An 18530-nucleotide genomic window follows, 5' to 3' on the forward strand; every position below is an offset into this window, starting at 1 on the left:
GTGGCAGTAACACAGGGCGATGAAGCATATCCGTGATAATGATACTTCCGGATTGTAAGGAAATTTGCAGTCCGGTCAATTTGAATGACGGTGCAAGACCGATGTGGGCAGAGTAATGATCTGTCACCTGTATGGATTTTTTATTATCTGCTGATAAAAGTGTATCAATGAAATAGATACATTTTTATTGGCAGATAATGCCAACTTTATAAAAAACGGAAGGAGAGGACGGATGGGGGATACCATAATTGTGAAAGAATGGAGAAAGTTTCGCAGATATAAGGATGGAGCAGAGTATTATGGATTTAGTCAAAGCATATTTGAGCGGCTGGCTAAGGACGCAGGTGCGATTTATAAAGTAAATAAAGTTGTACTTGTTAATTGTGAAATCTTTGAAAAGTATCTGGAAAGTTTCAGACTTGAGGGGCACAGTTAGAATAATCTTTTTGTTCTAATTTTCTTGTTGACATTTTTGTCATACAAAAATATAATGGTGGTAAGGAGGAATGGGTATGTCAAAGGCAGGACGTCCAAAGGCAGATGTAAAAAAAGAAAAAGTAGTAAGTATAAGAATGAAGCCGGAGGATTATGCGAAGGTTAAGCGATATGCTGAATCCTCTAACAAAACCATTACACAAGTGATGCAGGAAGGTGTTACAAAATTGTTAGACGAAAAAGAGTAGCATCTATGAGAACTTCTCCAATCGTTGCGGAAAGGAGAAATTTTATGGCATCACGAAAAGACAAAAAAGGTAGAGTGCTCCGAAAGGGGGAATCTTTTAGAATCACTGATGAGATGTATGTTTATGCTTATACCGATCCGTTTGGTAAAAGAAGATACATATACTCAAAAGATTTGGTAAAACTTCGGGAAAAAGAAGAAAAGTTAAAACGGGATCAGATGGATGGGATTGATTCCTACGTTGCAGGCAATGCAGATCTAAACTTTTTGTTCGATAGATATATGTCTATTAAGACAGAACTTCGAGTATCGACGAAAGCTAATTATCAGGAAATGTATGACAGATACGTTAGGAATGAATTTGGGAAAAAGAAAATCGGAGAAATTAAGTTTAGTGATATTCTTTTCTTTTATAATTATCTGATTACAGAAAAGAACCTACACATTGGTTCAGTTCAGTACATTCAAAGGCTTATCCGTCCTTCGTTGGAATTAGCAGTGAGGGATAATGTTATTAGGGGAAATCCTGCGAATGGAGTGATTCAACAGCTCAAGAAAAAAACAGAAGGTGGCAGCGCATATGTCCGTCATGCATTGACCTTAGAGCAGCAAAGAGCATTTCTTTCATTTATTGATGAAAATCCGTTGTATAATCGGTGGAAACCATTGTTTACACTGCTGATTGGTACAGGGTGTAGAATTGGTGAGGTTGTAGGATTGCGATGGGAAGATGTTGATATGGAAAAGCGTGTGATTGATATTAACCATTCATTGTTTTACTTTGCAGGAAGAAGAAATAAGACTGCACAAAAATGGGTTGTCAATGAGCCTAAGACAGAAGCAGGGAAACGTGTGATACCGATGGTAGATACGGTCTACACTGCACTGGTGGAAGAAAAGTCAAGGCAGGATGAAGAAGGTATTGTATGCAAGACAAAGATTGATGAAATGACAGGCTTTATCTTTTGTAATAGATTTAATGAAATCTACACGCCGGAATCTATTAACAGGGAATTAAGAAGGATTATTGAGAATCACAATGCAACCGAGGAAGTCAGAGCTGTTAAAGAAAGACGAGAAGCAGTATTGCTTCCACATTTTACCTGTCACCATCTGAGACATACTTTTTGTACCAGATTATGCGAAGCAGATGTCCATATCAAAGTAATTCAAACCATAATGGGGCATAAGGATATTCAGACAACAATGGATATTTACGCAGAAGTAACAGAGTGGAAAAAGAAAGAATCACTCAATGAAGTTTTTAATGAAATGAAGTTATTTTAGTATTATTGAGAAGTCCTTTGGACTTCGGGTGCAACACGAAAAAGCCAAGTGCAACATAAGTGCAACAAAAGCGGGTAGGACAGTACTCAATAATACGTTATAATACAGAGCGAAAATTCAACAAAACGCTTGAATAAGCAGTAATACTTGATAATACAGGATTCTGCTTGATAATGGAGGAAAAACAGACCATCGTGGCGTGCGGAGCGGGAGCTTCCACAAAACGTGTCTGGACAGAGCCAGATCAGGATGGAACTTATCGAATCGAAAGATGCGAGAATGTCAAGGATGTCGGGCAGTATATCGAGAGAATTGATGAGATGATTGAGCGGAAGCAGAAACTTTTTGCAGAAGAATAAATGTTTTTTCTGAAATAGTAAATTAAAAATGCTGAAAATCCGGAGATTATCACAGTCCTTTTTGGGGGAAAAATAGAATATGCCATAGAATGTCTGAAAGTGATTGACTTTTGTAAAAAATTTTGATATATAATGCTGACAAAAAGAGAAAGGAAGTAAAAATCTATGTTATCACAAAAAAATATGACGAAAAAGAAATTAGAAAATATGCATCTGCAGGAAAGGATAGATCATGGCTATAGAACGGTTATTCGTATGATGTTGATTTCAGGTCTGTTTTCTATAGTGGTCATAGGTATTTTATTTGCTAACATGCAGCATCATATCAAAAATGTTACAGCGGCAGACCAGGCAGTAAAAATCTGCAGAATAAATGTGAATGCGGCAGCGAGAAATATCAGGGAAATGGCATTGAATAATGATACATCTGCTTATGATGGTTATGAGCAGACAGTAAAAAGACTGCTTACAGAAGCTGATTCCGAATTAAAGATTTTAAAGAAAACCGGAGTTGTTCCGGAAACTAACTATGAAGAATATTCATCAGCACTTTCTGACTGGGGGAACATTGGCTATTCTATTATAGAAAAAATTAAAAGTGGTGACAAAGAACAGGCGGTTGATTCGATTCTTACTGATTGTACACCTGCATTAAACAAAGTAGTGGAAATTGCGATAAAATTAGACGAGATGACAGATGAAGCAAGCAATCAGTCTGTCAGGACCACCGTTATTTTTGCTGTGGCAGGAATTGTATGTATCATTGTGTGCTTAGCTTTCGCATGGGTGCTGACAAAGAAAACCAGTAAAAAGGTACTTGGAACGATCCTGGAACCACTACAGGCGGTTGAGGCAGTTGCAAAGGAATTGACAGAAGGAAATTTACACAGTACGCTGGAGTATCGTTCAGAAGACGAAATCGGCAGACTGGCACATAGTATGCGTAAATCAATTCGTATTTTGGGAAGTTACGTAGACGACATTGGTCGTGCAATGAAAATGTTTGCAGATGGAAATTTTGATGTTCAGCCAGAAGTAGAGTGGAGAGGAGATTTTGTCGACATTTTAAATTCTTTTATGGTGTTTGAGGACAGTATGGCAGAAACGATCAAAGGAATTCAGAATGTTTCAGGTGAGGTTTCGAGTGCGGCAGACCAGGTGGCATCAAGTTCCAATGATCTTGCAGATGGCGCTACAAATCAGGCTGCAGTTGTTGAAGAACTGACGGCAACAGTTACGGGTGTTTCTGAACAGGTAAAAAAGAATTCACAGTCAGCCAAGGAAATCAGCGAAAGAGTTGATGAACTTGGAGATGCTATTTCAGTGAGCAATGGCAAGATGCATGAAATGGTTGATTCCATGCATGAGATCAGCGATGCATCAAAAGAAATTGATAAGATCATTGCAACAATCAATGAAATTGCATCCCAGACAAATCTGCTTGCGTTAAATGCTTCAATCGAAGCTGCAAGAGCAGGAGAGGCCGGAAAGGGATTTGCTGTTGTAGCAAATCAGGTAAATGTATTAGCAGATCAAAGTGCCCAGGCAGCAAAGGAATCTGCAACATTGATCGAAACATCTGTAAAAGCTGTGGAAAAGGGAATGATGATCGCTGGACAGACTGCGACACAATTAGAAGAGGTTGCCGAGAGTTCTAAGGCAATTACGAAGGAAGTTACAAATATTGCAGAAACGTTAGATACACAGACAACAGAAATCCAGCAGATCAATGAAGGAATCGAACAGATCAATGATGTCGTACAGACAAATTCAGCAACAGCTGAGGAATGTGCGGCTGCTAGTCAGGAGATGAGCAGTGAAGCAGACAACCTGCGTGAAATGATCCAAAAATTTAAGGTTGCAGAAGATAAAAGGAATATATAAGTACTTTACATATACCGGATATAAATAGCATCTGTCTGAGGAAATGATGTAAAGAACTGAAAAAATACTGAAAAAATACAAAAAAAATCTTGACATCCAAAAAAGTCAGTGCTATAACATCATTTAACAGAAAGCGAAATGCAAAGAACAGAACAAGGCATTTCAGATACAGGTATTTTAGAGAGCTGTCGGATGATGCAAGGCAGTATATCGATCTGAAAGGTTATCCTCTGCGAGCAGCGCACTGAAATTTCAAACTATAGAAAGTATAAGTGTCGCCGGTTCCTGACCGTTAATACAGGGCTTATTATTGATATGTAGATGCATACAAAGATAAGGCTGAGAGGTCGCATCATGAAGCGGCAAGCAAAGTGGTAACGCGGAAATCAATGAGGTTTTCGTCTTTGACACCGGAAGGTGAAAAAGATGAGAATCTCTTTTTTACTATATAGGAAATTCCGTTGGAATTCCCTATATAGTAAAAGCAAGCAAGCTTGCAAAGATGCGCACCTCGCGGAGAGGAAAATTATGCTATGCATCCGCGAGGGCGCGAGAGTGTGCGGCAAGTGCACACTTATTCAAATTGGATAATTCTCATAGAGCATGAAAGCTTTCTGAAAAACATACAATTCTAATAAACCCGTGGCGAAACTGCCACAGATACAGAAAGGGAGTAGGAGAAATGAATGGTTTAGTAATAATCTTAATCGGAATTGTAGTACTTGGTGCAGGTTACCTGCTGTATGGACGCTGGCTGGCAAATAAATGGGGAATTGACCCAAATGCAGAAACACCGGCTGTTAAGATGCAGGACGGCGAAGATTATGTACCTTCCTCAAAGTTTACCGTATTTTCACATCAGTTTTCTTCCATCGCAGGTGCAGGTCCTGTGACAGGACCGATCTTAGCATCCGTATTCGGATGGGTTCCGGTACTGTTATGGTTGATCGTTGGTGGTTTGTTCTTCGGAGCAGTACAGGATTTTGGTGCCCTGTATGCATCTGTTAAGAATGAAGGAAAATCAATGGGAATGATCATTGAGAAGTACATAGGAAAGACCGGAAGAAAGTTATTTATGTTATTCTGCTGGCTATTTACACTGCTTGTTATTGCAGCATTTACAGACATGGTTGCCGGTACGTTCAATGCTTTTCCGGCAGATGCAAGCGGCGTGGCAGTTACAGATCCTGTATTTGCAAATGGTGCAGCAGCAACCGTTTCCATGTTATTTATCGTAGTTGCGATCATCATGGGACTTGTGACAAAGAAATTTACAGATATGCATGATGTAGTAAAAGGAGTACTTGCCGTTGTATTGATCGTTGTTATGTTTGCAATCGGTATGCAGCTTCCGATTTATTTAGGCAAGAATGCATGGATCGGAATCATCATGGTCTATCTGTTTTTAGCGTCTGTACTTCCAATGTGGCTTTTGATGCAGCCGAGAGATTATATGACAACTTATATGTTACTTGGTATGATCATCGGTGCAGTTGTTGGTATCGTCGTAGCGCATCCGTCCATGCAGTTAAATGCATTTAACGGATTTGTGATCGGAGAAGGTGCAGCAAAATCTTATCTGTTCCCGACTTTATTTGTAACGATCGCATGTGGTGCCGTATCAGGATTCCATAGTTTAGTATCATCAGGAACATCTTCAAAGACCATCAGCAATGAAAAAGATATGCCAATGGTAGGTTACGGTGCAATGGTTGTTGAATCTTTACTTGGTATCGTGGCATTAGTTGTTGTCGGTGCTGTAGCAGTCAACGGAACAAAACCGGACGGAACACCATTCTCCATCTTTTCATCCGGTGTTGCAGGATTCCTTGAAATGCTTGGTGTTCCTGTAGATGTTGCAACTGTATTTATGACCATGTGTGTATCCGCATTAGCATTGACATCCTTAGATTCCGTAGCAAGGATCGGACGTATGTCATTCCAGGAATTATTTTATGAAGATACCACAGATCCAGAAAAAATGGGGGCTGTACGCAAACTGCTCACAAATAAATATTTTGCAACAGTCATTACACTGTTCTTCGGATTCCTTTTGACATTAGGCGGATATAACAACATCTGGCCACTGTTTGGTTCAGCAAACCAGTTACTAGCTGCAATGGTATTGATCGCACTTGCCGTATTCTTAAAAACAACAGGACGTACCGGCTGGACATTATACATTCCGATGTTTATGATGTTAGCAGTTACCTTTACAGCATTAGTTCAGAAAACGGTCGCATTAGTCAGAAATATCGGTGCAGGTCAGGCTACATTCCTTGTAGACGGACTTCAGTTAATTGTTGCACTGCTGTTAATGGTTCTTGGAGTTTTAGTAGCATACAGTTGTTTGAGAAAATTGTTTGGAAAGAACGAAAGTGCAGAATAATCAGTGATATATGATAGAAGATGTTGTGTTTTGAAGGGAAGCTGTGATGGCTTCCCTTTCTTATTTCATTAACTGTTTCCTCTTGACACAGTGTATTGTGAAAATTATAATAAACTTTGAATGCAAAAGAATAAACACAGACATGGTCTGTGATATATGGTAGGGATCATTACCATATTATATAGAAGAAATTGGAGGAAATCTCATGGCATTAGCAAAGAAACCCGTAACCGGAATGAAAGATATTTTACCGGAGGAAATGCAGATCCGTGATTATGTGATTGGCGTGATCAAGGATACTTACCGCAGTTTTGGTTTTACACCGATCGACACTCCATGTATGGAGAGCATTGGAAATTTGAGCAGCAAACAGGGCGGCGAGAATGAAAAACTGATTTTTAAAGTATTAAAAAGAGGTGAAAAGTTAAAATTAGAAACAGCAGAAAGTGAAGCAGATTTAGTGGATATGGGTATGCGCTATGATTTGACACTTCCATTAGCAAGATTTTATTCAAACAATGCGAATAACCTGCCATCTCCGTTTAAGGCATTACAGATCGGAAGTGTATGGAGAGCAGACAGACCGCAGAGAGGACGCTACCGCCAGTTTACACAGTGCGATATCGATATCTTAGGAGAACCATCAGATTTAGCAGAGATCGAACTGATCCTTGCGACTACCACAACATTAGGAAAGTTAGGATTTAAAAATTTTGAGATCCGTATCAATGAACGCCGTATCTTAAAAGCAATGGCTGCATACAGCGGATTTTCAGAAGATGCCTATGATGAGATATTTATTACCTTAGATAAGATGGATAAGATCGGATTAGATGGCGTGGCAGAGGAATTAACAGGAGCAGGTCATGCAAAAGAGTCCGTAGATAAATATTTAGATTTGTTTAAAATCGTAGACAATGAGCCGGATGGAGTCAAAGCCATCGGTATGTTAGCAGATAAATTAGGAGATTTCTTGGAAGATGAAGTAAAACAGAATCTTGTAGAGATCATTGAAAGTGTAGAAAAGACAAAAGCAGCCGATTTTAAAATGGTATTTGATCCGACCTTAGTACGTGGAATGGGTTATTATACGGGCACGATCTTTGAAATCGCAATTCCGGAATTTGGCGGAAGCTGCGGAGGTGGTGGACGTTATGATAAGATGATCGGCAATTTTACCGGCAATAATGTTCCTGCCTGTGGATTTTCCATCGGATTTGAGCGTATCATCCTGCTTTTGATGGAACAGGGATTTCAGATTCCGGAGCAGCCAAAGAAGATCGCATATCTGATCGAAAAGAATTATCCGGCAGATAAACTTTGTGAAGTGATTGGAAAGGCACAGGATGCAAGAAAAAATGGGCAGCATGTTTTAGTTGTCCGCATGAATAAGAACAAGAAGTTCCAGAAAGAAAAATTGACCGCAGAAGGTTATGAAGAATTTGAAGAATTTTTCAATCGATAGGAAAGAACAAAGGATCAGGAGGAAATAAATAAGATGGCAGAGTCAATGAACGGCTTACACAGAAGCCACAGATGTACAGAAGTGTCCAGCCAGGACATCGGAGAAACCGTAACCGTTATGGGATGGGTACAGAAACGACGGAATTTAGGAGCATTGATTTTTATAGATTTAAGAGATCGTTCCGGTATCTTACAGGTTGTATTTGATGAAAACAGTGTAGGAAAAGAAGGGTTTGAAAAAGCGGGCACATTAAGGAGCGAGTATGTGATCGCAGTCACAGGTAAAGTGCAGCAACGTGCTGCCGCTGTCAATGAAAACTTAAAAACAGGCGATATCGAAGTAATCGCAGAGCAGATCCGTATTCTCTCAGAAGCAGAAACACCGCCATTCCCGATTGAGGAGAACAGCCAGACAAAAGATGAAGTACGATTAAAATACCGTTATTTAGATCTTAGAAGACCGGACATCCAGAAGAATCTGATGTTGAGAAGTAAAGTGATCTATCTGATGCGTGAATTTATGATGAAAGAAGGATTTTTAGAGATCGAAACACCGATCCTTTGTAAATCCACACCGGAAGGAGCAAGAGATTACTTAGTACCAAGCCGTGTGCATCCGGGAAATTTCTATGCACTGCCACAGTCACCACAGTTATATAAACAGTTATTGATGTGTTCCGGTTATGACCGTTATTTCCAGATTGCAAAATGTTTCCGTGACGAAGATTTAAGAGCAGACCGCCAGCCGGAATTTACACAGGCAGATATGGAATTATCTTTTGTAGATATTGATGATGTACTTGATGTCAATGAGCGTCTGTTAAAATATATCTTTAAAGAAGCAATCGGTGTGGACGTCCAGATCCCATTACAGAGAATGCCATGGCAGGAAGCAATGGACCGCTTCGGTTCTGATAAGCCGGATACACGTTTTGGCATGGAACTTCACGATGTATCAGAAGTTGTAAAAGGCTGTGGATTTGGTGTCTTTACAGGAGCTTTAGAGCAGGGTGGTTCTGTACGTGGTATCAATGCCAAAGGTCAGGGCAGTATGCCGAGAAAGAAAATTGATAAATTAGTTGAATTTGCAAAAGGTTATGGTGCAAAAGGACTGGCATATTTATCAATCAATGAAGATGGTACTTATAAATCATCTTTTGCAAAATTTATGACAGAAGATGAGTTAAAGGCATTAGTAGATGCTTTAGACGGAGAAGCCGGAGATTTACTGTTATTTGCAGCCGATAAGAATAAGATCGTATGGAATGTCCTTGGAGCACTCCGACTTGAGATAGCAAAAGAGTTAGATCTTTTAGATCCGAACCAGTATAATTTCCTCTGGGTAACAGAGTTCCCATTGTTAGAGTGGTCTGATGAGGAGAACCGTTATATGGCAATGCATCACCCGTTTACCATGCCGATGGAAGAAGACTGGGAGAATGTAGATACAGATCCGGGTTCTGTTCGTGCAAAAGCATATGATATCGTACTGAATGGTACAGAATTAGGTGGAGGATCTGTCCGTATCCATCAGGATGATATTCAGGAAAAAATGTTTGAAGTTTTAGGATTTACCAAAGAAAGTGCACATGAGCAGTTTGGTTTCTTATTAGATGCATTCAAATACGGAGTACCGCCACATGCAGGACTTGCTTATGGAGTTGACCGTATGGTCATGCATATGGTACATGCAGATTCCATCCGTGATGTGATCGCATTCCCGAAAGTAAAAGATGCATCCTGTCTGATGACAGAAGCACCGGGTAAAGTAGATGAAAAACAGTTAGAAGAATTGCAGTTAAAAATTGAAGAAGAGTAAATGACCAAAAATCACAATTTTGTCAGTCTGGCATACGATAAAGAGAAAATATTCTAGGAGCGAAAGCTTTGGCAACAATCGTAATAGATGCCGGACATGGCGGATTTGATAATGGTGCAAGATATCAGGATAGAAAAGAAAAAGATGATAATCTGCGCCTTGCATTAGCAGTCGGTAAAATTTTGGAACAACAGGGATATGATGTGATCTATACAAGAACAACAGATATCTATCAGTCCCCATACGAAAAAGCACAGATTGCAAATGATGCAGGTGCAGATTATTTTATTTCTTTTCATAGAAATTCAGGAGAAAATGACAATACCTATCATGGAGTACAGACACTGATCTATGGTGGTGATGAACAGGCAGAACGTTTAGCAGGATCGATCAATACAGAACTTGAAAAAGCCGGATTTAAAAATTTAGGAATCGAAGAACGCACCGGGCTGGTGGTACTGCGGAGGACAGAGATGCCTGCGGTTTTAATAGAAGCAGGATTTATCAATAACGATAAAGATAACGAGATCTTTGACAACAATTTTGAGGAGATTGCAAGTGCGATCGCATTAGGGATTGAACGTGCTATCTCACCAGAACATACAGCCAGAGCACAGGAAGAAGATGAAACACCGCAGCAGGCAGACCGGGAGGACATTCAGATGCCAATGCCCGAAAACACAGAGCAGGATATGGAATGTAAAAGAGAAGAATGTGCAGACAGGATCTTTGGAGTGGAAGTAGGGAGATTTCTATATCGTACAACAGCCAATTTCATGGCAGAACAGTTAGTAGATCAGGGATTCACCTGCTATGTCTTAGAAGAAGACGGAATACTGCATGTGGTCGTTGGAAAAGAACATACCCTGGATGAAGCAGTCACATTGAAAAAACAACTGCGGGATTTAGGATACCAGACAATGATCGTAGCAGCCAAAGATGTAAATTAAGTAAGTGTAAATTGCCTGTGTCGTTTATAACTGGAATGAAAACTGCGATATCGTCCAGATCCCACTAACTGTTTTATTTGCCCAGCTTTCGTGTGTGCCTTAGCAGGTGGTGGCATATGTGCAAAAACTGCCCAACTGTCTGAGCTTAAAAACGCAGAACGGTTCACCATATAAAAGGCGAGTTTTGGGCAGTTTTTGAAATAAACACATATGTCACCACCTGCTTAGGCGCGCTAGAAAGCCGGGCTTAAAACAGTTAGTGGGATCTGGACGATATTGTAGTTCCTCGAGACATTCATCGACACAGGCTCACCACATACCGGTTAAGCCATGTCTGTTTTTTTCCGTATCAATCATTTCCCTTCAACCTTACAACAACCACCTGACAGCTGTCTAATCTCAACACATCTGAAAGTTCTGATTCACATACCATATTCGAAAGAAGCATTTCCTGCATTTTTGACGGAAGATGCAGCGTCTGTGCTTTCGTTCCATAGTTAGCAGCAACAAGGATCTGTAAATGACTCTCCTCTAAAGTACGCAGATAAGCAAAAATATCATCACATTCTGTAAATACAGGAGTAAATCCACCATAAGTAAAACATTCTTTATATTCCGGAGATTTTCTCAGCCGGATCAGTTTCTTATAGAAATTCAATACAGAATTGCGATCAGACTGCTGGTCGGCAACATTGATCACCGTATAATTCGGATTTATGGCAAGCCATGGTTTATGGGAAGAAAATCCGGCATTTGGACTGTTTTCCCATTGCATAGGTGTTCTTGCATTGTCACGGCTGTTCATATAACAGGCATGTAGAGCTTCTTCTTTGCTGCAGCCTGCATCAAGGGCAAGCTGGTACTGGTCAATGGTATTGATATCATCATATTCTGAAATATCATTACGTTTACAGTTTGTCATGCCGATTTCCTGTCCCTGATAAAGAAATGGGAGGCCACGCAGTAAGAGGGAAGTAGCGGCTAACATTTTCTTACCGGCATCATTTTTCGCATGATCGGGAAGATAACGGCTGGCACCCCTTGGTTCATCGTGGTTTTCAATGATATTTGCTTTAAATCCGATATCAAGCATTTCAAGCTGGGAAGCAAAAATGGTATCTCTCCATTCCTTAAAACCTACCGGCTTGACATCATACCATCCATGGGAAGCTAAGTCTAATTCCTGGGCACTGAAATCAAACATCGTGGAAAAGTGTCCGTTTTCTCCGATAAACTCTTTTAATTCATCCGGTTTCATGTTAAATACTTCACCAACCGTAAAAGCATCTTTTTTTGCAAAAGTATGATTTTTTAATTCTTCTAAAAAAGTTCCCACACCTTCTGCTTCATCGATCATTTTTGTGCAGGATACCAGACCATCTATGCCGTCCGGTTCATACGATGGAAACGATAAGACTTTTTTAATGTTGATGATAGCATCAATACGAAATCCGGCAACGCCTTTATCAAGCCACCAGTTGACCATTTCATAGATCTTATTGCGGACAGTTTCATTTTCCCAATTCAGATCCGGCTGTTCTTTTGCGAACAGATGAAGGTAATAAAGATCTTTTGTGCCATCAACTTTTTCCCATGTGCTGCCGCCAAAATAAGAGCGGTAATTGCTTGGTGGATTACCATCTTTGCCTTTGCGGAAGTAGAAGTAATCACCATATTCACCATAAGGATCTGCAAGGGCTTTTTGAAACCATTCATGCTGGTCAGAACAATGGTTGACGACAAGATCCATGATAATATACATATCACGTTTTTTCGCTTCTGACAGAAGTTCGTCAAATTCATCCATGCTGCCAAATACTTCAGCAATCTTATAATAGTCAGAAATATCATATCCCTGATCGACAAATGGGGATTCATAAACCGGAGAGAGCCAGATAATGTCGATGCCTAACTCTTTTAAATAATCCAGTTTTGAAATGATTCCACGTAAATCTCCGATTCCATCATCATTTGTATCTAAAAAACTCTTTGGATAGATCTGATAGGCAACTTTGTCATGCCACCATTTTTTAGTCATATAGGATGTCCCTTTCTTCATGGTCATTTGTTTGAAATGGTATGTTTGATTCAGCCGGAAACTCTCTGGTCACATTGCGGTAAAATTCCACCATAGTCTGATTGATATATGGAACCACCCATAAAAGTCCGATGCCAAGAGAAAGAAGACCTAGTACGATCATACCAAGAAAACTGAAACTGATATAAAACATTCTGCCTTTATTGCCATGCATCAATGAGCGGCTTTTACGAAAAGCAGATAAAATGCGGCAGTCTGGTTCGTCAATTAAAATATAATATACAAGTCCATAGGAATAGGACAGGATCAGCATAAATACACAAGTGATGATCCATATAACTGCCATCAGAAGGAACATTGGTACAGAGGGAAGAAGAAGTGCTGCTACTGTACATATGGCAGCAGGGATCACAATCAGGATCATAATGCCCATCAATAAAAGTCCGGACAAGATAAAACGGTCTGGCCTTTTAGAAAAAAAACAAAACAGGTCAGAAATAGAAGTTTGTTTCTTTCGTGCCAGATTCATATGGATATAGATCAGACCACAGCTCAAAACAATGGAAAGCAGTGAGATGATGATATTTGCAAGAGAAGATACGATCATCTGAAGCTGTGTGGGAGGATTCTGCATCATAAGATTAAATGGCAGATCGGCTGCAAGAACGATCAATTCTGTGATCACAAATGCTCCCATTGGAAGACCATAATGTCCTGATAAAGTTTTGCGTGCCTGACGTTTTAGTTCTTTGGATGATAAATTCATAAAATAAGAATACTCCTTTTATTTATGTCATTTGTTATGCAATAAGGTCTATATTTTTGCCGGGATAAATTGCGGCATCTAATGATTTTTTATTCTGCTGGTAAGGATTCGATTCGTTGGAATACTTGATAACCGTTGTAGTTTCTCCGCCGGCAGTATAGGTGCGTCCACATTCCGGGCAGACAGCGGTACGGATCGATACGCTTGCGGATATCACTTCACCATGATTCTGTGCAGCCTTCGTATAGGCATTTGACACATGTTCCGCTTCATGGGCACGTACTCTTGCACCGGAAGAAGCAGGTGATATATGAGAAGCAGATTTAAAGGAAACGTTCTCATCAGAGCCATCCTGGTATTTACGGTTTTTACAGGTCTGACATTCCTGCGGTGAAGATCCATAACCGGGTTTTACAGCATTTGACGTATAACCGATTGAATAATTGGGTATATTTCTAATGTTCATACAATGCCTCCTTTGTCGTAGTAATGTACTTTCAGAAATTTTGCCATTCACTGATGTAACCGGATTGCTCCATTGCTACGCAATTATCACACTTACATCATCATTATATCAGAATTGAATAAAAACTCAAGATTGAAACAGCATATATCAGAGAGGTGTATTAAAATGAAACCTTTTATGGACAAAGAATTTATTCTTTCGACAGAAAGTGCAAGGAAATTATACCATGAGTATGCAGAAAATATGCCGATCATAGATTATCACTGTCATATCGATCCAAGAGAGATCGCAGAAGACAGAAAGTTTGAGAATATCACACAGGTCTGGTTAGGCGGAGATCATTATAAATGGCGGCAGATGCGTGCAAATGGTGTCGATGAATATGATATCACCGGAGATGCACCGGATCGGGAGAAGTTCCAGAAATGGGCAGAAACATTAGAAATGGCGATCGGAAATCCGTTGTACCACTGGAGCCATTTAGAACTGCAGAGATATTTCGGATATAACGGACATTTAAATGGACAGACAGCAGAAGAAGTCTGGAACTTCTGCAATGAAAAATTACAGCAGGATTCCATGTCAGCAAGAAATCTGATACGGCAGTCAAATGTCAGACTTCTTTGTACAACAGACGATCCGGCTGACAGTTTAGAGTGGCATAAGATGATCGCAAAAGATCAGACATTTGATGTGGAGGTATTACCGGCATGGCGGCCGGATAAAGCAATGAATCTTGAAAAGCCGGAATATAAGTCTTATTTAGATACACTTGCTCATGTAAGCGGTGTAAAGATCGTGACGTTTGAAACACTGATACAGGCATTAAAAATAAGAATGGATTTCTTTGCATCTATGGGCTGCAGGATTTCCGACCATGGGCTCGATCATGTCATGTATGCACCGGCATCAGAGGAGGAAATAGAACGTATCTTTGCAAAACGTCTGGCAGATGAGGCATTGAGTAAAGAGGAGATCATTCAGTTTAAAACAGCATTTATGCTTGCAATGGGAAAGGAATATCATGCCAAAAACTGGGTGATGCAGTTGCATTATGGCTGTAAACGTGACAATAATAAGCGGATGTATCAAAAGATCGGCGCAGATACCGGATTTGACTGTATCAGCAATGATACACCGGCAGAGTATTTAGCAGATTTTTTAAATGCATTAAATGAAACCGACGAACTGCCAAAAACGATTTTGTACTCTTTAAATCCGGCAGATAATGCAGCAATCGGTACAATACTTGGCTGTTTTAATGATTCCTCTGCGATCGGAAAGATCCAGCAGGGATCTGCATGGTGGTTTAATGACCACAAATATGGCATGACAGAGCAGATGACATCCCTTGCTAATTTAGGGCTGTTAGGCAATTTTATAGGTATGCTGACAGATTCGAGAAGTTTTCTGTCTTATACCAGACATGAATATTTCCGCAGGATCTTGTGTGAACTGATCGGCGGCTGGGTAGAAAATGGAGAATATCCGGCAGATGATGCAGTATTAGAAAAGATCATCAAAGGCATTTCTTATAATAATGCGGTCAGATACTTTGATTTTGGGAAATTGTAATATGCTTACAGTTCTTGACTTTTCTAAAGATCCTTATTATAATAACCTCGGAAAAAGAATATTGACTGGTGAGCTTATATTGATAGGCTGAGAGGAAATGCGGTTACATTTCGAGCCATGAACCTGATACGGATAATGCCGGCGCAGGAAAAGAAAGCATCGTTTCTGTCTGCAGAATAGATTATGCAGTTATGCACGAAACAGACAGAAACTTTCTGATGGTATGCATGGGGATATGTCCGCAGGGAGATATCCCTTTTTCAATGATAAAGAGTAAATAATGCATACAGGAGGATAAAAGATGCAGTATACAACACAGATGGATGCAGCACGAAAAGGCATTCATACAGAAGCATTAAAGATAGTCGCAGAGAAGGAAAACTATGATATCGATAAACTGTGTACGTTAGTCGCAGAAGGAAAAGTTATCATTCCATGTAATAAAAACCATAAAGGGATCGTTCCAAACGGAATCGGTTCGATGTTAAAGACCAAGATCAATGTCAATCTTGGTGTATCCAGAGATTGTAAAGATCTTGATGTAGAAATGCAGAAAGTACATTCAGCCGTTGAAATGGGAGCAGAAGCGATCATGGATTTAAGTTCCTATGGTGATACACAGAAATTCCGCAGAAAACTCTGCAGCGAATGTCCGGCAATGATCGGTACTGTACCAATTTATGATGCAGTTGTATATTATCACAAAGCATTAAAAGAGATCACTTCACAGGAATGGCTTGACATTGTAAAAATGCACGCAGAAGATGGTGTGGATTTTATGACGATCCACTGTGGAATCAATAAAGAAACAGCAGCGAAATTTAAACGGAACAAACGTCTTACAAATATTGTATCCCGCGGAGGTTCCATCATTTTTGCATGGATGGAGATGACCGGAGAGGAAAACCCATTCTATGAGCATTTTGACGAGATCTTAGAGATCTGCCAGAAATACGATGTAACATTAAGTCTTGGTGATGCCTGCCGTCCGGGCTGTCTTGCAGATGCAACCGATGCGTCCCAGATCGAGGAACTGATCACTTTAGGCGAGCTGACAAAACGTGCATGGGAAAAAGATGTACAGGTTATGATCGAAGGACCGGGACATATGCCGATGGATCAGATCGCAGCAAATATGAAGATCCAGGAAACCATCTGCCATGGAGCACCATTTTATGTTTTAGGACCATTAGTAACAGATGTAGCACCGGGATATGATCATATTACAGCAGCAATCGGTGGTGCGATCGCAGCGATGAATGGAGCATCATTCTTATGTTATGTGACACCTGCAGAACATCTCCGCCTGCCAAACTTAGATGATGTAAAAGAAGGAATCATCGCATCCCGTATCGCAGCACATGCAGCAGATATTGCAAAAGGAGTTCCGGGAGCAAAAGACTGGGATTATGCCATGAGTGCAGCCAGAAAGAAATTAGACTGGGAGCAGATGTTTGACGTTGCGATCGATCCGGAAAAAGCAAGACGTTATCGTGCAGAAGCAGCACCGGAAAAAGAAGATACCTGTTCTATGTGTGGTAACTTCTGTGCAGTTAAGAATATGAACCGTATTTTAGATGGGGAAATTGTAAGTATTTATGATGAATGATGTAAAAGAAGGAATCATTCCTTCTTAATGAAAAGAATTGAGAGGGAGTCTATGCGGATTTTGGTATATAAGTGGAAAGCTTATAACTATGCAGATATTTTAGAAACATTTACAGAACTTGGTTATGAGTATATCACCGTTGAACGGGATTTGGATCATTATGATGAACATGCGGGATTTGAAGCAGAATTAGCAGAGATCGTACAAAGGGAACAGTGTGAGATGATATTCAGCGTCAATTATTTTGCACTGATCACGACCGTCTGCCAGAAGTTAATGATCCCGTATGTGGTCTGGACATGTGACAATCCACTGATCAGTATGTACCACAAAAACGTATTTGCTCCCTGCAATTATTTCTTTACCTTTGATCAGACAAATTATCTTGAATTTCAGGGAATGGGCGTAGAGCATATCTGGTATCTTCCATTGGCAGTCAATACAAAAAGACTGGATTATCTGTTAGATCAGACAAATGATTTTGCGGCATATGCAAATGACATAGCATTTGTCGGCAGTTTATATGAAAGAAACAGTTATGACAGGCTTCGTCCGGCACTTCCGGAATATTTAAGGGGATATTTTGATGCAGCAGTCTGGGCACAGCAGTGTATCAGTGGCGGCAATATCTTAGAGGAAATGCTCACAGTAGATATTTTAGAGCAGTTAGAGGAGCATTTTAAATTAGAAAAATCAAAGGATTCTTTTTCAGATCTTGGACTGATCTTCTCGACAACAGTGCTGGGATTTAAAACAGCGGCAGACCAGAGAAGACGGGCACTTTTAGAACTTTCCAAAAAATATGCAGTGACGATATACAGCAATAGTGATACCAGCAGTCTTTCCCGGGTGCGTTATGGCGGCTCATTAGATTACTGGAGCGAAATGCCAAAAGTTTTTGCGGCAACAAAGATCAATCTGAATTTTACGATCCCGAATATCAAGAGCGGACTGCCGCTTCGTATCTGGGATGTGTTAGGCAGCAGAGGTTTTCTGATGACAAATTTTCAGGCAGAAATACCCTATTATTTTAAAAATAAAGAAGATTTAGTTTGTTTTGAAAGTGTAGATGAATTGGTGGAACTTGCAGGTTATTACCTGACGCACGAAGAAGAACGCAGGCAGATCGCAGAAAATGGCTACCGGAAAGTGTGTAAGCATCATGGGTATGGGCAGCGTATCACAAACATGATGGAGATCGTGGGATCGAATATTTAGGTGTTCATTTTGCAGTCTGTGTGG

At 40.1% G+C, this 18530-nt stretch carries 14 protein-coding genes, 1 pseudogene and 1 other annotated feature; of the genes and pseudogenes, 12 read left to right on the forward strand and 3 right to left on the reverse strand.

The genetic code is table 11. The features are described 5' to 3' along the window. Positions 1-232 precede the first annotated feature (232 nt). From H8S17_RS11580 to H8S17_RS11620, 9 genes and pseudogenes are all read left to right on the forward strand, one after another. A complete protein-coding gene (locus tag H8S17_RS11580) occupies positions 233-436 on the forward strand; it encodes a DUF6462 family protein (RefSeq protein ID WP_186867432.1) in 204 nt (67 codons plus the stop codon). A 76-nt stretch (positions 437-512) separates the two neighbouring features. After that, positions 513-683, forward strand: a complete 171-nt coding sequence (locus H8S17_RS11585) for a CopG family transcriptional regulator (RefSeq protein WP_186867433.1) — start codon at positions 513-515, stop codon at positions 681-683. 44 nt (positions 684-727) lie between these two features. Next, positions 728-1969 (forward strand): tyrosine-type recombinase/integrase, encoded by a 1242-nt coding sequence (locus H8S17_RS11590; protein WP_186867434.1) that lies wholly within the window; start codon positions 728-730, stop codon positions 1967-1969. Positions 1970-2136: 167 nt separating this feature from the next. Then, positions 2137-2328: pseudogene (locus tag H8S17_RS11595) on the forward strand (coproporphyrinogen dehydrogenase HemZ); the annotation flags it as partial. 165 nt (positions 2329-2493) lie between these two features. Continuing rightward, positions 2494-4212, forward strand: a complete 1719-nt coding sequence (locus H8S17_RS11600; protein WP_186867435.1) for a methyl-accepting chemotaxis protein — start codon at positions 2494-2496, stop codon at positions 4210-4212. A 134-nt stretch (positions 4213-4346) separates the two neighbouring features. After that, positions 4347-4621 (forward strand) — a binding site (T-box leader). Between the two features lie 273 nt (positions 4622-4894). Further along, entirely contained in the window at positions 4895-6601 is a 1707-nt protein-coding gene (locus H8S17_RS11605; RefSeq protein WP_186867436.1) for a carbon starvation CstA family protein, read from the forward strand. Positions 6602-6806: 205 nt separating this feature from the next. Further along, on the forward strand, positions 6807-8066 hold the full coding sequence (hisS, locus tag H8S17_RS11610; protein ID WP_186867437.1) for a histidine--tRNA ligase: 1260 nt from the start codon (positions 6807-6809) through the stop codon (positions 8064-8066). A 33-nt stretch (positions 8067-8099) separates the two neighbouring features. Further along, on the forward strand, positions 8100-9884 hold the full coding sequence (gene aspS, locus H8S17_RS11615) for an aspartate--tRNA ligase (protein ID WP_186867438.1): 1785 nt from the start codon (positions 8100-8102) through the stop codon (positions 9882-9884). Positions 9885-9952: 68 nt separating this feature from the next. Continuing rightward, positions 9953-10834 (forward strand): N-acetylmuramoyl-L-alanine amidase, encoded by an 882-nt coding sequence (locus H8S17_RS11620; RefSeq protein ID WP_186867439.1) that lies wholly within the window; start codon positions 9953-9955, stop codon positions 10832-10834. Positions 10835-11183: 349 nt separating this feature from the next. Here the strand turns inward: H8S17_RS11620 and H8S17_RS11625 are convergent, their stop codons facing one another. The 3 genes from H8S17_RS11625 to H8S17_RS11635 are packed head-to-tail and all read right to left on the reverse strand — an operon-like array spanning position 11184 to position 14104. Beyond that, positions 11184-12872: a glycoside hydrolase family 13 protein gene (locus H8S17_RS11625; protein WP_186867440.1), complete on the reverse strand. Its 1689-nt coding sequence runs from the start codon at positions 12870-12872 to the stop codon at positions 11184-11186. Continuing rightward, on the reverse strand, positions 12865-13638 hold the full coding sequence (locus tag H8S17_RS11630; protein WP_186867441.1) for a DUF975 family protein: 774 nt from the start codon (positions 13636-13638) through the stop codon (positions 12865-12867). The genes H8S17_RS11625 and H8S17_RS11630 overlap by 8 nt, the downstream gene beginning before the upstream one ends. 34 nt (positions 13639-13672) lie before the next feature. After that, positions 13673-14104: a hypothetical protein gene (locus H8S17_RS11635; RefSeq protein WP_186867442.1), complete on the reverse strand. Its 432-nt coding sequence runs from the start codon at positions 14102-14104 to the stop codon at positions 13673-13675. A gap of 165 nt (positions 14105-14269) precedes the next feature. On the opposite strand from H8S17_RS11635, the gene uxaC reads away from it, so the two are divergent. From uxaC to H8S17_RS11650, 3 genes are all read left to right on the forward strand, one after another. Beyond that, positions 14270-15679 (forward strand): glucuronate isomerase, encoded by a 1410-nt coding sequence (gene uxaC / locus H8S17_RS11640; RefSeq protein ID WP_186867443.1) that lies wholly within the window; start codon positions 14270-14272, stop codon positions 15677-15679. 301 nt (positions 15680-15980) lie between these two features. Further along, positions 15981-17288, forward strand: coding sequence for a phosphomethylpyrimidine synthase ThiC (gene thiC / locus H8S17_RS11645; RefSeq protein WP_178052049.1), 1308 nt, complete (start codon positions 15981-15983; stop codon positions 17286-17288). Between the two features lie 51 nt (positions 17289-17339). Then, the gene (locus H8S17_RS11650) at positions 17340-18506 is read left to right on the forward strand and encodes a CgeB family protein (protein WP_186867444.1); all 1167 of its coding nucleotides are present in this window, start codon (positions 17340-17342) and stop codon (positions 18504-18506) included. Positions 18507-18530 lie beyond the last annotated feature (24 nt).

The organism is Roseburia zhanii, from assembly GCF_014287635.1.
Classification (GTDB): domain Bacteria; phylum Bacillota; class Clostridia; order Lachnospirales; family Lachnospiraceae; genus Roseburia_B; species Roseburia_B zhanii.

Bases quoted from the DNA above. Each gene is read 5' to 3' on its own strand.
- H8S17_RS11580 (WP_186867432.1), top strand. From the start codon at position 233: ATGGGGGATACCATAATTGTGAAAGAATGGAGAAAGTTTCGCAGATAT.
- H8S17_RS11585 (WP_186867433.1), top strand. From the start codon at position 513: ATGTCAAAGGCAGGACGTCCAAAGGCAGATGTAAAAAAAGAAAAAGTA.
- H8S17_RS11590 (WP_186867434.1), top strand. From the start codon at position 728: ATGGCATCACGAAAAGACAAAAAAGGTAGAGTGCTCCGAAAGGGGGAA.
- H8S17_RS11600 (WP_186867435.1), top strand. From the start codon at position 2,494: ATGTTATCACAAAAAAATATGACGAAAAAGAAATTAGAAAATATGCAT.
- H8S17_RS11605 (WP_186867436.1), top strand. From the start codon at position 4,895: ATGAATGGTTTAGTAATAATCTTAATCGGAATTGTAGTACTTGGTGCA.
- hisS (WP_186867437.1), top strand. From the start codon at position 6,807: ATGGCATTAGCAAAGAAACCCGTAACCGGAATGAAAGATATTTTACCG.
- aspS (WP_186867438.1), top strand. From the start codon at position 8,100: ATGGCAGAGTCAATGAACGGCTTACACAGAAGCCACAGATGTACAGAA.
- H8S17_RS11625 (WP_186867440.1), bottom strand. From the start codon at position 12,872: ATGACTAAAAAATGGTGGCATGACAAAGTTGCCTATCAGATCTATCCA.
- H8S17_RS11630 (WP_186867441.1), bottom strand. From the start codon at position 13,638: ATGAATTTATCATCCAAAGAACTAAAACGTCAGGCACGCAAAACTTTA.
- H8S17_RS11635 (WP_186867442.1), bottom strand. From the start codon at position 14,104: ATGAACATTAGAAATATACCCAATTATTCAATCGGTTATACGTCAAAT.
- uxaC (WP_186867443.1), top strand. From the start codon at position 14,270: ATGAAACCTTTTATGGACAAAGAATTTATTCTTTCGACAGAAAGTGCA.
- thiC (WP_178052049.1), top strand. From the start codon at position 15,981: ATGCAGTATACAACACAGATGGATGCAGCACGAAAAGGCATTCATACA.
- H8S17_RS11650 (WP_186867444.1), top strand. From the start codon at position 17,340: ATGCGGATTTTGGTATATAAGTGGAAAGCTTATAACTATGCAGATATT.